The sequence below is a fragment of the Nocardia carnea genome (genome assembly GCF_029869215.1).
Classification (GTDB): domain Bacteria; phylum Actinomycetota; class Actinomycetes; order Mycobacteriales; family Mycobacteriaceae; genus Nocardia; species Nocardia carnea_B.
On record NZ_JARWPM010000302.1, the window covers coordinates 18,696 to 34,813 of the forward strand.

At 66.6% G+C, this 16,118-nt stretch carries 1 protein-coding gene (only partly in view); it reads left to right on the top strand.

What is annotated here, in order from left to right; genetic code table 11:
• Positions 1-15,760, top strand: partial view of a hypothetical protein gene (locus QH276_RS21345; protein ID WP_280406875.1) — the end only. The gene continues 18,452 nt to the left of window position 1, outside the view; the window shows 15,760 of its 34,212 coding nt (coding positions 18,453-34,212); its start codon lies off the left edge, out of view; its stop codon occupies positions 15,758-15,760.
• The last annotated feature ends 358 nt before the right edge of the window (positions 15,761-16,118 follow it).

A 16,118-nucleotide genomic window follows, 5' to 3' on the forward strand; every position in this document is an offset into this window, starting at 1 on the left:
CGGTGCGGTCGACGCCGCCAATCGGTCGCTCGATGCCGCGAAATCGGCATCGCGGGCGGCGTACCGGAGTTGGGCTCGGTGGAATGCGCAGTACCAGCGCTGCTCGGCCGGCCCGGACAATCAGGGGCATCGGTTCGCGTGCGGGCGGCAACCGGAGAACACCATGGCGGCGCTGCGGTTTGCCCTTCGCACGGTCGTGGACCGGGTGGAATTCGACGTCGGCCTGCCCTGGATCCCGGCCGAGGGCGACCGGGCACCGGACAGCGCGGAGCGTGGTGGCATCGATTCGGCGAGTACGGCACACGTGCAAGGCGCCTCCACGGTCCCACGGGTTCCGGTGCTTCACGACGAGCGCCTGACCAGGACGGTGCGGGACACGGCTCCGGTGGACCCGGATGACCCCATGTCACCGTATGCGGGAGCGCCGGTCCGGTGCACGACCGAGCAACAGTTGGCGACCATGGACGCCGGCGTGGTCGAGGACAAGTTCGCCGCGACCCAGGTCGAGGTGGGCGGCCCTACGGCGTTGTTGTTCTTGGACGAGGTCGCGGCCGAGGCCGAGAGATCGGACCCGGCGGTCGTTCTCTCCATCGAGATCAAGGCGAACCCGCACCTGTGGTCGGATGCCGATGTCCGGGAGCTGGTCGACATGGTCGTCGCGACCATGCGCGGCCGGAATGTCCGATACCGGATCACGTCCTTCGACTGGCGGGTGATCGGCTACGCCGCCGAACTGGGGCTGCCGGGCGTGGACCTGGTGGCGGCGGTTGCGCCGGGGACCGCCACCGCACAGTGGCTCACCCTCGATCCGGACGGTGATCTGCCCGCGGCGGCCCGCCGCGTGGGCGCGACACATCTGTCACCGTTGTCGGCGCTGGCCGGCGCCGCGCTGTACTGGCAGGCCGAAGAAGCGGGTATTCCGCTCGATGTGTGGGATGCCGGCGATCGTGCGGCGATGATCCGGCATATCGAATACGGCGCCGGCTCGCTGATAAACGACTGTCCGGATGTATTCCGCGACCTGAAGAACGAACGTGGCCTGGGCATGCCCGACCCGTGGGTTCTGCGTGCGGCACTGTTCGAGTGGATGTCGGAGGAGGAAAGAAACGAGCACGCCGCAAAGTTGGATTGGCCCCCGATCGCCGACCGGATCGTTCCCGCCGACGCTTCCGGCCCCTCGCCTCGGGCGGACCGTATCGAGCGCGTCGGGAGGTGGTGGGCATCTCTGCCGCCGCGGCTGCGGGAAGCCCTGGTGACGGCCTGTCCGCGACAGCTGGCCGCGGCCGAGGGAATCCCGGCGGACGTGCGATCCCGGGCGGCCGGCGTCGTCGATGCCCGCGCGCAGTTCGATGAGCCGCGTATTCCCCCTGGGGAGATTCCCCCCAAAGCTGAGGGGGACACCGGCCGGGCCGACCTCCCCGGATCGCTCGTCCACCCCTTCGAAACCGGAACGGCCGAGGTCCTGGTCGAGGGACGTGATACTCGAGGGCTCGATCGCCGGCAACCGCTCGAGGAAATATGGGAGATCCCTCGTATCGAGGATCCAGGTGTGTACTGGGCGGCGGCCACCGAAGCCGCCGATTTCGTGCGATCGGTGATGCAGCGGTCGGAATGGCGCGATATCGGGGGGAACGTCACGAACGCGTGGCTGGCGGCGCGTGAGGCAGTGTTCAGTTCGCTCCAGGAAAACAGTGGTGGGCCACTACGGGTATCCAGTCGGATCGAGCTCATCGGAGGCGACGAGACGAGCACGCCACATCGGCTACTGAGATGCACGGTCGAACACGCGGCAACACCGATCCGTCCGGAGACGGCAACCAGAGGGCGGACGGAGCCGGTACACGGTGATAATTGGTTGTCCGAACTGCTGACCGACTACTGCTCCCGCGATACCGAAAAGCGGACCTTCCGGCTGTACGAGAACAAGCCGACCCTCTGGGGTGGACGACCGACACCTCCCGACGCATCCACCCCCTGGGGTGAACTGTCCGGGCAGCAAATCTCCGTCGACCCTGCGGCGGCGGCGGAGGTGGCGGCCGCCCTGGAGCGGGCGCGGCGCGACTACATCGAGTCCTGTACCCACCCGAACGCGTGGGAAGCAAACCCCGACCGCGTCGAAACACCTGCCCAGGCGTTCGCTTGGCGCGCGTTGACACGAGATCAGCAGCGAATCTATGTCACGGCCTTCCCCGAGCGGGTGATGAACGGAAAGGTACCCGCTTCCGACCAGGACAGGGACTTGGCGTGCCAGCTGATCGTGCATTCGTTCCTGACCGATGCGGCGAATCTGAGTCCTTTGCGCGACGAATCCAGGGCGCGTATGCGGGACCACTTGCGAGAGTGGAAACGTGCTCTCGGAAGTGCGCGGGCATGGTATTCCACGCTCCCCGGCCGGCCGGAGTTGTTCGTCCGCGATCTCGACCTCGCCAGTGGTGAGCTCACCATCGCCATAACACCCGGTGCGGGGATCCCGTCGGATGGAGAAGAGACGCTACGGGAGCACAAGTGGCCGGCATCTCTGCTCGAGACCAGACTTGCCATCGCCACCAGCCGGCTGACTGCACAGGCGACCAGCGTGCCGCGTGGCCACCAGCGGTTCGTCGTGAAGTTCGGTGGCAGGCCGGTCTACCGGATGCCTGGCGACCAGGCGGTCGACCGACAGAGGGACCTTTGGATATACAAGGGGATCGAGGAGATTGTCGAAGACCACCGGGGTCGCGCCCTGGCCGGCCATGTCCTGACAGCGCCGGTGGTGGGAGGACGCCAACCGTGGACGTCCCCGGTGGCATCTGCCGCGGAGAACCCGGAACCCGCGGCGCCGGATCCGAAGCTACGGATCCTGGTGTTGGTGGCCGACCCGAGCCATATCAGCGATACCACGGCCGCGATGTCGCGGGTGATCCGCGGATTGCTGGTGGCCGGGCACGAGGTTCATCTGCGCACGGGTGAACCGGCGCCGTTGCATTTGACACACCCGAATCTCGTGGTTCGTGGTCCGGCCGTACATTTTCCGGGGATTTCGCCGCGCGAGCAGCTACTGAGCGACCTGGATGATCTCGGGACGGATTACGACGGCCTGCTGGCCGGCTGGGGAGCCGGCGCCGTCGCGGGCCGCGTGCTCTGGGGCCTGCTGCCGGAAGTGTCCTATGGACGCCCGGTCGACCCGGACTGGATCCCTGTCCCCTACACCGGGCTGGCTTTCGATATGCAACATCCACAACTCCAACGTCTGCACATGCAAGAGCAAGACCTCGAGGTGTGCGCCGATATCTCCGTCTACTTCACTCCGCTCGCCGCGACCTATGCACGGGATAATCGGGATACGGCGCGCGGCAGCGCCTCCTTGGTCGAGGTGCGACCGGGGTTGTCGGTTTCCGAATCGGCGTGGGAGCCACCGCGGGACGGGCCGCTGCGTATCCTGCTCGGTGGGCTCTACGACGCGCGGCCGGAAACGTTGCCGGAAAAACGGAATATCCGCATGGCCAATATCGCCCATGCGGTCAACGTTCTCAGCACAGTGGACAACAGCGTCCGTCCCGTCGAATTCATAGTACATACCTCGATGCCACGTACAGACGTCCTGAAAGCATTGAACTCCGACAGCTGGCAGGCGCCGAATTGGCTTTTCGTACGAAAGCCGGAACCCGACGACCGCTTGGATATCCGGCACGGCGGCGTTCATATCGTATTGCCGAACGACGGCGCCGGGTACGAGAACGAGGTGATCGATGCCATCGAGTCCGGCGTCGTTCCGCTCTTGTCGGCCAAGAGCGGAATGGCCGCTTTCCTCCGCGGGGCCGCGCCGGCGGAACTGGTGGATTTCCTGCTGGTCGACGAACGCGATCGAGCCGAGATGGATGCCGACCCATGGCTGGCGAAAATAGTCGCGATAGGCAGGGCGCCGGCGGAATTCCATAGCAAGGTGGTGCGCCTGCGCGATTACCTGATCGAGAATGGCTACCGCCCCGAGCTCAGCGTCACACCGCTGGTAGAGGCCTTCCGGGCTGACCAGGATCGCCGCAAGCTCCGCGCGCGCGTTGCCGGCAGCGCGCCCAGCGTGATGCTGTCGGGCTCGGTGGCGCTCGTTCCGGGTTCTCCTGCACAGCAACCGAAACTCATCGTGGCCGGCCTCGCCGGCGACAGCGACGAGTCGATGCGTCACCAGGCGATCGCCGCGCTCACCCGCTCGCCGGAGTCGCGGGCCCAGGTGGAAGCCGCATACCGGGCAGGTCAAGTGGACGCGGACGAGACGCGCCCCACCCCGCCCTGGGCGCAGCTGACGGTGGAGTATTGGCGGTCGTCCGAGGATCCGGCCGAGAGCCCGCGGCGGGCGGGCATCGGCGAGATCCTGGTGGCCGGCGACCGGGTCCTCGCCACGGAGACGGATCCGGACAGCGGCAATACCCAGTGGCGGAACTACGACGGCATGATCGTCGACCCCCGCACCAGCAGGCTCGGCGAGAATGCCGGCCCGGAGGAACTGCGGGCCTGGTTGAACGACCGAGAAGGTACGGATCCGGACCGTGTGTGGGGGGTACTCCAGGCCGCGATACAACCTGGCGAGAAGATACGGGGGCATTGTTCACCGAGCGGGGGACTATGTGTGCAGATCGGCGATGTGGACGGCGAACCGCGTGTCGTACTGGTGCAGCCCGCCGGTTCGGACACGGTGCGTGTCGAGTCGATGCTCGGCCCCGGCGACTGGCGGGAAACCTCCACCTACCTGGCGGGCCATCTGATGGACGGGCTGGCGGACGCCGACCGTGATCACGCACTCGCACGTTTGCAGAATCAATTCGCGGGCCTGGGCGACGACACCGGCAGTCTCCGGATGGTCGTCGAATACATCCCGGGGCCGCGTGACGGAGAGGTGGAGATCACCCAGGAATTCTCGCGTTGCCGCCACGCCGAGATCCCCGGGTACGGACATCTGCGCTACCGGTACCGAATCCGCGAGCCGCTGGAAAGCCGGAATTTCGACGCCCACATGAACTCCGCCGACGATATCGACGGAATTGTCGCCGGCCTGCGAACCTGGCTGACGAACGGCCGGTTCGGCGACCCGGATGCCGCCGACCCACTCGGCCGGGCGGTTGCCGCGAACGTGGTCGGGCAGGTCCGGGCCGCACTGGAGGCGTCGGCCGGTGGTCCCACAGGGATCGTGGACATCGTTGCCACCGTCGACGATCGCGCGAACCGCCCGTCCTGGCCGGACGGCACCCCTCGACCCGACACCCGGGAGCTGCATATCCAGCTCATCGACCGGCGCGGTGCGGTACGGGGTGTACTCGTCGCGCACGGCGACCCGGAGCACGAGGGCGTCCGGAATGTGCGTAAGGATCCCGCGCAAGGGGACACGGTCGAGCGTGTGCCGGTGGACGCGGCCAGGGTGACCCTGGCAGGTGAGATTCCGGCGCCCTCGGAGGGAGACCCGGCCGAAGCGCACCTGTGGCTGCCTGGAGCTCCCAAAGTGTGTGTGTCACTGTCGGTTCTGTTCACCGCGGAAAAACTTCTGAAACTGAATCCCGACACGATGAACATGCTGCGGGAGGTACTCGCAGGCGACCGGGTGGTCGACTGGCGCGGAGTGTCCCCGCAGGCGCTGGCCCGCCTGTTGGGTGCGCAATGGCATCCGGGCGGGTTCACCGACCGTGACGGGGCCGCCGACTGGGTGGCCGAACACGGTGGGTTCGTGCTGGTGGCCGAGGAGTTTCCGGTGGAGCTGGATGCTGATGGTGATCCGCTGCACCGCGACGAGGCCCGGACGCATCTGAGCCTGGTATACCGGTCGGCGCCCGACCCGGAAAGCGATGCGGGCCTGGAAGGCACTCTCGGCGAGGGGCCTGTGCGCATCCACAATGTGGAGTTCCCGACCGGTGATGTCGGCGAGGCACGAGAGACGGACGTACCGTACGAGTGGGGGCAGGCCCGGCCGGAGGGGACGACGACGTTCGGCATTGTGGGCAGCGAATCGGGCTGGGAGAAACTGCTGCAGGTCGGCGACACCGTCGAAGGGCAGCCAGGGGAGGATTACTCGCTCACCCGGATGGGCGGCCCGGCCCCGTCCGAGGAGCCGCGACCGGTGGCCCACGGCGGGGAACCGGGCGCAGGGACCACCGTTACGCCTCAGCGGATCGCGGCCCGCGAGGCACTGCGGCCTTGGCTGACTCCGGACGAAGCACGGCAGCCGGCCGAACACGTGAACTGGTCCTCGGTGGCGCGTCGTCTCCTGCTGCCGGACTACACCGACCGGTTCGAAGCCCGTGCCGGGACACCGTCTCATGTCCGGCGGGTAGCACAGTGGTGGGTGGATCTGACCATGGATGAATACACCGCCCGCGACGACGACCAGCGGATTACCCACCGGCCTTTGTTCGAGGCAATTCCGGACGGTGGATACGCACTGGTGGCCGATGAGTACGGGACCATAGACGTGAACGGAACCGATGCTCCTCCGAACGTGATGGCACGTGTCGGCGACACACTCTGGGTCTACCACACCAGCAGCGGGCGCTGGTTCGAGTACGACGAGTGGCAGAACACCGCCCACCTCTCGCGCATCGACGAGATCACCGGTGTGTACGCCGTGATCTACGGAGCGGACGGCCTGCCCCTGCCTCCGCCGAACGACTCCGGTCCCAGCGGCACCTATCCGGTACATCCGATCGCCGGCACCGGCGACGGCGGGCAGACAGGCCACGACGAGCAGTTGCGCCGGCCGCAGATCCTCGCGGAGAGGGTCGACGGCTCCGGTCCCGCGACGCAGCAGGAGAAACCCCGGGCAACCGGACCGACCTTCGCCCCGGCAACGGAGGAACAACAGCAGGGCGCAACGGCACCGCAGGCATCCGCCACCGAGGAATCCGGGTGGAAACCGAAATCGTTCACCCGTGGTGATGGTGATGGTTTCGCCTACCCCGCGGTGCTTCTCGACGGGACACCCCTCGAGGTAGCCCGCTGGTTGCGGGCGGCCTACGGGGTCTTGGTGGAAGGTGCGCGTACGGACGGCGTCGATCATGAGGCGTTTCGCGAACTCGGCCGGGCATTGCACCGCGCCGCCGTCGTGTACTCGATGGTGCCTTCGTTCGTCTCTGTCAACAATCCCGGCTCTTCGGTCGGAAAGCACCGGGCGCTTGTGCGGGAGCTCGTTTGGACTCCGGGTCCGCTCAGGCGGCTGGGAGCCGGAAACTTCACAATGAGATTCGCTCTCGAGGATTTCCGATCCCCTGGATCCCACGCCCACAGAATCGAAACGGGAATCCACACGGGATCCGTTTCCCGGCCCATCTTCTCGTTGGCGGCGCACGGTATCGGCCAGATGCTCATCGAGATGGGTTCGCGGAAAGCGCTGAAAGAGGTAGTGAACGGACTCGCGGACCTGTTCGAGAGGTCGACGGGCCGGCGACCTGCCGAACGTGTGCAGCAGTCCGGCGAATTCGATCCCGAGCTTCGGTCATGGCTCGCTCGTGAACTGAGTTGGGCAGACGATGGCACCCTCGATGTGGAAAGAGCCGCGATAGCAGGATTTGTCACGGTATTCGCCGATGGGCGCGAGAACTCATCGCCGGCCGCACGCCTGATCCACGATACCCTCGAGGAACACGCGAGTGCGTCGTGGGCTCGGCGGTGGGCTGCGGGCAAGGCCCTCGAGGCGGGGGAATCGACCGGCGGGACCGCCGTGACGAGCATTTACCGGCCGAGGTCGGCGGACCTGACCCGGGCCTTGGCCGCCTGGAGCCGCGATTGTGACGATCGAGCCCGGGAGTTCTCCGAGCAGCGAAGCAACCTTATGGCGCTGATCCACAAAATGTCTCCGGGTATCGATCTCACCGAGGTCGATACCGACACGCTGATCGCATTGTCGGGCCGGCTGTCGCGCGACTCGGCCGCGCTCGAGGAAGGGCGGAACGGAAAGCGGCGGCAATCGAAGACCATCCGAAAGCGGCAGCGGCTCGACCGCGCGACGAAGCAATTGGCGGAGGTGGTCGACTGGGCCCGCGCCTCGGGTTCGGAGTTGTCCGAGCTGAGTCTCGCGGTGCAGCAGGACCTGATGTTCACCGAGGGTGGGCGCCCGATCACGGTCGGTGATGCCGTGCTTCCGGATGTCTGGCGGCTCGATACCCAACCGCCACGGGTGGTCGCCACCTCGGAATCCGGGGTAGCGGCCTTGGCGAGGCTGACACCGGCACAGTGGACCGAACTGTGGGGCCGGGATGCGATATTCCTGCGTTGGAGTATCGATATCGACGATCGGGGTGTCGTTCGGGTGATCGAACACGGGACCCTCGACAACCCATGGAAAGCCACGCCGGAGGCCGCCGCGCAGGAGGCGGCGGACGTACTCGGCCGGGCTCCGGCGGTGGGTGGGGCGACGGGTGTGGTTGCCGGATCGGAAGGTTCCGGTCGCGAGGCGGATGGTGGCAGGGTTTCCCCGGACGAGGAGCCCATACCGCAGACGTTCGTGCGTGGGGACAAGACCGCCGATTATCCCCCGGAGCTGGTGTACGGAACGCCCGCTGGAGCCGCCGAATGGCTGTGGGAAAACTACCGGTTCGCGCTGACCGGGATCCGCCATGACGGTGTCGATCGTGATGTGGTTCTCGATATCGCCCGTGCGCTGCACGCCGCGTTCGCCGAAGGGTATGTGCCGCGCGGGGGTATCGGCGTTCGCTATTCCGACGGTGCACGACCATCGCTCGGCAATGTGGTCGACGATCATATCCGGCCGGGACGAGGAGCTGGGGCGACCAACGTCGTCGATCCGCGAGACGTGTTGTCTCCGCCGCTCGATGCCGAGGAGGGCGACACCGGATTCGATCTGGGGTCACATGCCCGGCCCGGATTCGTCTTGGTGGGCCGTCATATCGGGCGAATCCAGGCCGGCAAGCTGAGCCGAAAGGCGTTGGCCGCGTTGCGGGAGCGTCTGTTCGACTTGTTCGTCGAAGAGACCGGCCGTGGACTTCCCGCCGGAGTCGCTCGCCCTTCTGGCTACCTCGATCACGAGTTCGTCGTGTGGATCGAGCGGGTATTGGGCGGCTCTTGTCTGCGGGCCGACGGGACGTTGGATCCGTACAAAGCCGCGGTGGCGGGCTGCGCCGAAGTTTTCGCGGAGGGGCGCGAGAGATCATCGGCCGCGGCGCGACTGATCCACGATGCCGTGCTCGAGTACACAGGGCCGCTCCGATCCCGGAGGCCGAATACGGGCAATGCCGTCGAGTCGCCGGTATCCGCGGGTGGTCGTCGTGATCGGAACAAAGCGGCCGAACGAACTGGGGCCCTACCGAGTCGGCGTTACGACCAGATGGTCGACGAGTGGCGTCACGTGCTCGTGAAGCGGATTCGGAACGTGTCCCCGGCAGCGGACCTGGAGGGGCTGAGCTCCGCACAGCTGATTGCCTATGCCGAGCGGTTGGCGGAAGAATCGGCGGGCGACCCGGACGCAGGTCTCGATCGGGCTCGGCGACGCAAGTCTCAGGAGCAGCATCGCGAGCGGCTGCGCCTGCTCATCGAGGCCACGGTGCGGTTCGCGGCCCTGTATACCGAAGAACCGGAATGGAAATCCGGTGAATTACCCGAACCGCAGGAATCCCGCGGCGAGGCCGCGACGGTCAGCCGATATCTACCGAGGAGCCCGGGTCTACGCCGGGAACTGGCCGAGTGGAGTCGATACCAGCACCGGGTGTCCGGTCCGCGCATCCAGAGGGAGGACGCGCTCGTCGCGCAGCTCCGCCGGATGTTCCCGGAGGCCGAACTGGCCGAGCTCGATTCCGAGGGATTGATATCCTACGCGAATAACGCGATCGAGGAGTGGATGCTCGATCCGGCGAGGGATAGCGATACGGCGCGGGCTCATGCACACCAGCTCACCGTGGCGAGCGACGAACTGGCGACCACGCTGGCCGAGGTGCAGACTTCGGCGCAACGGCTGGCCGAGGTGCAGAGTTCGGCGCAACGGCTTTCCGAGCTGACCAGGGCGGTACAGCGTGATCTGATGTTCGCCGAAGGTGCCCACCCGGTTGTGGCGGAGGGGGGCGAGGTTCCCGGTGTGTGGCGGTTCGATTCCGAACCACCACGGATCGTCGTACTCGGCGCGTCCTGGGAACCGGCCCTGGAATCGATGGGCTCCGAGCAGTGGCTGCAGTTGTGGCGCGAGGATGCGGTATTCCTGCATTGGAATATCGTTATCGACGCGCACGGTGTCGTGCAGGTGATCGAACACGGCACCATCGCGCATCCGTGGGAGGTTCCGGGCAATCGCACGGAACCGGTGTTCGTGGACGGCACCGGCGGTCACTCATCGGCCGGCTCCGAACCGCAGCCGGGGCCCGCAGATGCGGCGGGTGGGGAGCCGGACAGACAGCCGGCCGCGGCCGAGGAGATCCCGGCGGACGTGGGATCCGGGGCGGACGGCGCGCGGATCGATGGGCCGCGCATACCCCCTGCGGAGACACCCCCAAAAGCTGAAGGGGACGCCGGCCCGGCCGGCGTCCCCGGATCGCTCGCCCACCCCTCCGAAACCGGAACTGCCGCGGTTGCCCGTCCCGTCATCGACCGGCCCCAGGGCGGTGACCCAGGTGATGGTCATGACGGTGAGCCCCATACCGCATCGAATTCTCCCTATGGGGCGAGTGCCGGGATCGGCTGTCTTCCGGACGTTGCGCCCGGAGATCCGCAGGAGGCCCGGGCGCACCTGGACGGTCCGCGCCGTTCCGGCCCGCGGGATGTGCGGAATCGGCTGAGACGTGGTGGCCGTCATCCCCGGCGCAGCCGGCCTCGCGAACCCGATCCGGACGACAGCGACCCCCGGAAGCGGGCTGCCGGTCCGGCGAACCCTGCGCGCAGCGACGAACACACGGCGAATCGCCTCCGGCGAGAACTGGCGGGATGTTTGCCGGAGGGAGTCACACTCGACAATATCCGCGCCGGTGAGGGCCCACTGGACAAGGCCGATGCCACCAAGGTGGCAGGGGCCCGGTGCTGGGATGGTTGGTCGCCCGCGGAGAAGCGGATTCTGATGAGCGTGGATCCTGACCTCGTCGGCAATCTGCCCGGGGTGGAGGACGAAGCGCGCACCGACGCGAACGTGCGGGCGATGCAGCGGGACAGGGATGAACTCTCGCGATTGCTGGCGAGTACAGCGGGCACCCGGATGGAACGGCGGCGCTGGAGGCGGCTCCACGAAGAAATCGCCTGCCTATTGTCGGATCTGGCCGTGTTCCTGGAAATCAAGCGAGATCCCGGGGCGGGTCTTCCGCTACCGGTGAGCGTGCGGTCGTATGTGCGGAGCGAGGATCGGGTACGGGCGGTGGTGCGGATCGGCAATGCGGAGGCCGACGCGATGTCCTACCTGGCGCTCACCGGGGAACTCGTCAGCGCCCTGAGATATGCGGCACTCCTCACCCGCGGGGCGATCGAGACGGCGCTCCCCGACGGGCGCAGTGTCCCGCTCCGCTCGGATCCCGACGCGGCAACGACGATCTGGTACGAGCCGTCGCGGTTTCTTCGACCGCCGCATCTGCGCAGCGCCGCGGCGCTGGCCTGGGAAGTCGCCACCGGGGCGGGTGCCCGGACGGCCGGTGGGCCGCCGGCGAAGACCCCGGCCCGTATCACCTTGTTCGGTGAACGCCAGCAGAACTGGGTGGTGCAGGCGGCGTGCCGGCTGCTCGATCGGACACCGGGCGTGCACTACAACAGGGCCGTGTTCCTCGGACCCGACTTGGCGTTCGAATCTGCGGCGCTGGTCGAGGACCCGGCGAAGATGTACCTTGCCGCTCCGGCCCGGGAAAAGCAGAGTACGGCCGGCTCGTTCGTCCTGCCTGCGCACCATTGCTTCGGCGACGGGACACTGTTCGAACGGCGGCAGACTCCGGCACTGGCGAACTTCATCCGGATCGTGCTCGGCCGCTACGACGAGGTCGTCGAGGCCGAACTGTCCTGGTTGCCGAAGCTGGGTGACTTCATCATCCCCGGTGACCTGCATCCGGTGCTACCGATACTGCGAATACTGCCGACCGCGCTCGGCAAGCACTACCTCGCGACGTACGACGATCCGGCGGCGCCGGTTCCCCCGAGGCGTCACATGGAGCGGGCAGTGCAGGAATGGGAGCTGCTGGCGGTGGCGGTGAACGATTTCGCCTGTTGCGTCGGGCGGGATCTCCGATTCTTCGACGCACCCGGGCCCGAGGGAGTACTCGGTCTCGCGCTCGAGGAGGTGCTGGACGGCCGGTTGCGTGAATTCCGCTCGCTGGGCCACCTCGCCGACACGCTGCAAAGGTGGGGCAAGGGTGCCGCAGCGCTGGTGTTCGGCACCGATACCGGACAGGGGCACCCGCCGGCGGTTCTCGCCGTGCGTGCGGGAAAAGTCGCGATCAAGTACCCGCGGACGAGAACTTTCCGTGCATTCCGTCCCGAGGAGGGTCGTGATCACGAACCGGTGATTGCGGTTGCCTACGATCGGCACGGGGCACGTCATCCATTGCCGACACATCGATCGCTGATGCCCGGGCGGCGATTCTGTTCCGGAGCCGGACCGACGGCGGTCGGTGCCGGGAACGAGCGCGAGGGGGAGCCCGGCCGTACCGAGGTCGCGCCTGCGTCCACCGTGTTGCCAGGAAATACGCCGGCACCTGTGGACGAGGCGGAGCCCGAAAATGGTGCGTCCGCAGACTCGGTGGTGAGTTCGTCGCCCGCGGGCCCGGACCCGGATGCCCTGCTGGACCAGCTCGCCGCGCAGCTCCCGGACGGAACTACCGTGGAAGATGTTGTATACGGGGCTGATTCGGGGCCGGAAGTGTACGTGGTGACCGCGGCGGTCCGAAAATGGTGGCGCTCGCTCGATGCCACCGAGCGAGCGTGTCTCATCGAGACCCGTGCGTGGGCGGTGGGGAATCTACCGGGGGTGCCGCTGGAGGTGCGGTGTGCGGCGAACAGCGCAGTGCTGAGGCGGGTGGCCGCAGCGGGGCCCGGTATGGCCGATGTCCGGCCTGGACAGCTCGAACGCTGGGCGCAGCGTATGGATTTTTCGTTCTTATCGGTTTTCCTCGAGCCGTCCTGTCAATGGCCCGATAGTGGCGTGGGAGTTGTCAAGTGCGTGCTGGCGGGGCGGCGCCCACGGGTCGTCGTGCAAGTCGGCCCGCTGGCGGCGGATAACCTGACCTGGTTCCGGCCGGGGCGCAATATGAACGGGTACGAGGCGATTCGCTCTGCGAACGCGCACAATAAAGCGACACGGGACGCCGTGGTTTCGGAGGACCGGCCCGTTCTGTTGGGGCCCGTCACACGGTCGGCGACGTTGGTGTGGCAGGAGTTGGCACCACACCGGGAATCGAACTATCGCCGACGCACGATCACAGCGAAGTTCCTGGTGAACGACATACTGGAGCACAACGCGGGCCTGCGAGCCGCGGGGTATTCATCGACGAATTACCTGTATGCCGCAGACGAACGGGTCCGTGACATGGAGGTAGCCCGGCAACTCCTGGAACAGTTGCGGCCGGACGCCTATCGGGCGGCCATTTATCTCGGCACGTCCGGACATGCACGAGGTCCCGGAATCGGAAAAGTAGTCGAGATTCCGGAACCGCGCCCGGCCGATGCCGGAGCGGTCGTTGCAGGTCTGCTCGACACGCCCGAGACCGCTGGACAAGCGATAACTCGCCACCCGGCGTCGGTTCCGGTGATTGCCCGGCGTTTCCTGCTCGCGTATATGCTGGCGAGATTCGGCTCGCAAGTCGGCCAGGATTTCCGGTTCGACCGCGAACCGGCCGATATAGGTGCTTCCGCTGCGGACCTCGAGGCCATCACCGGAGGCCGGTGGCGACGCTTCGAATCCGTGCGCGACCTGGTCGACAGTCTCTCGGCGCACCACCGCTCCACGGGTTCGAATGCCTGCGCGCTCGTTGTCACACCGGGCGGGAGCCCGGAGCAGATTCCGGTCTTGGTGACAGTGCGGCCCACCGGAGTATCGTTCTCGGACCGCCAGCTCGGAGTACCGGAGGGGCCGAGGCGCCTGGAAACGGGGCCGGTACTCGCATTGTGTGCCGTAGGTGGCCGGCTGCTCCATCCTGTGGCGGATTATTTGTCGGATGCCGACCCCGGCCAATACTTCGGGGCTGCTATGGTTTGGGTTCCTCCCACTCCCGGTGCCGGCGTGGTGTTCACCGCCGACGTGCTCGATTTCCGGAATCCCCCGGATTTCTGTGCCGGGCGGACGGTGCTTGACCGCGCCGAAATTCTCCGGGCGATTACCCGGCATTCCGGCCGGAAGAACAGAAACTTCGGTTACGCACTCACCACGATGGAAGCGGAGGTGTCTTCCGGAATTACGGCCGCCGAGCAGCAGATGGCCGGGGCGGTCGCGGAGTTGTTCGGAATCCAGCTGGGATTCTGCGAGGCGAATCCGGCCGGGGTGCCGCTCCGCACCCATACCGGAGGAATTCCCAAACCGGTGTGGTTGTCGATGAAAACCCTCGATGAGCTGGACTGGATACTGGGCGCGGACAAGCGGAACCTCGGAAAGGTCGGCATCTACCGGCCCCGGCTACCCGAATGGCTCCTCGAGATACTCCCGCCCGGCGTGCGGCAGGCTGTGCGAGAGCGGTACGAAAAGCGCTTGCGGGAATGGGAAGAATGGTTGCGGGAGCCGCCCGATGTCTGGGTGGATGTGCGGATCGAGGCCGACGGAATCCTCCATATTCGCGACGACAACGGTGAGTGGCAGCCAATTGTCTCCGATGTCGACGGTATGGTGATACTGCGAGACCTCGGGACTGCGGCAGGGTGGGATTTCTCCGCCGCACCGCAGGAACCCGACGATTTCTCACCCGAAATGCTGGTCGAGGACCCGGATTTCTACCATTTCCTCGTACTGGCCCTCCATCTCCTCGGTATCGTGCAACACGGATTCCGCGGCCAATGGTATACGCGTAATGATTCCGAAACGGCGAAGCGCAACGGGCTGCTGGCGGAAGACGAATGGATGGTGGTCGTCCTGCCCGGAGGGCGGGTCGTGCGATCGCCCAGTCCCCGACCGGAGCAGGCTTGTTCCGTCGGTGATCTGCCCACTCTGCACGATCCGGCCGCCACCTTGCTGGACTATCTACATTGTCTCCCGCGCCATGCGCCACGGGCGTGGCAGCGGTTCCGGCACCGGCTGGTCACCGAGTACCGGGCAGCGACCGGGGCGGCCGACGACGACGCTCAGGTCGAGCTGCTCCGAAATTCGCCGGATACCGATCTGCTGGCAGCCCTGCGCAGCCTGGGCACCGGTACCCGGTGGGTATTCGACGGGAAATCGCTGCTGCGACTCTTCGGCCTCGAGGTGCCGGACGCCGATATCGCGGCGCAAGCCACCCAGACCCTGCGAAAGCCCGCCGAGGGGCGGGTGAAAGTCGTGGAAAGCGATCTGGACACCGCACGGGCATACGGGTTGCATCAACTGGCTGCGGCGCTGGCTCTGGGCACATCGCCTGGAAGCGGAATAAAATCCCCACCCGATCCGGACGACCCAGCGCCGGCTTCATCGCCGATCGAGGCGGCGCTGCATCAGGGTCGGATCACACCTGCGGCGGCGTTCGGGCTGGCGGCCTCACTGGGCTTCGCACCGCCTACATCGTTCGGTATTACGGGCGGCCGGAGTAGCGACGAAGAGCCCGACCCTCCGTCCGGGTCGGTGCAGAACAGGGGTGAGCCGGGCAGTCACGATCTCGAGTGTGGAGCGACGGTCCCGGATCCGTCCTCGGACGTCGGCCGTTACCGCTAGGAGGCGCGCGCGAGCGACTGTGGAACATGACGTCGTCCGGCTGCGTGACTCCCTCGACTGGATGGCCTGCTGCGTGCAGCTGTTCTTCCTCGAGGGGTTCGACGCAGGCGATCAGTGTGCTGATTTTCCTCGCTCGGCCCATGCAGCGAACCCCGATGCTTTCCGTTCGATCGCTGATCTGGTGCCGCCGGAGAGCCGGGAGTTCATGTTGGGTCTTGCCCAAGGACGCGGAGCTATCGGGAAGCATTCTCCGCTCTTCCGCGGATGTCGACGAACTTAGGAATCTTTATGAATATGATGAGGTTTGGAATCAGTGTTTCCCACGGTTCTCGGGGGAAGATCAGGCGGCTGCGATTGT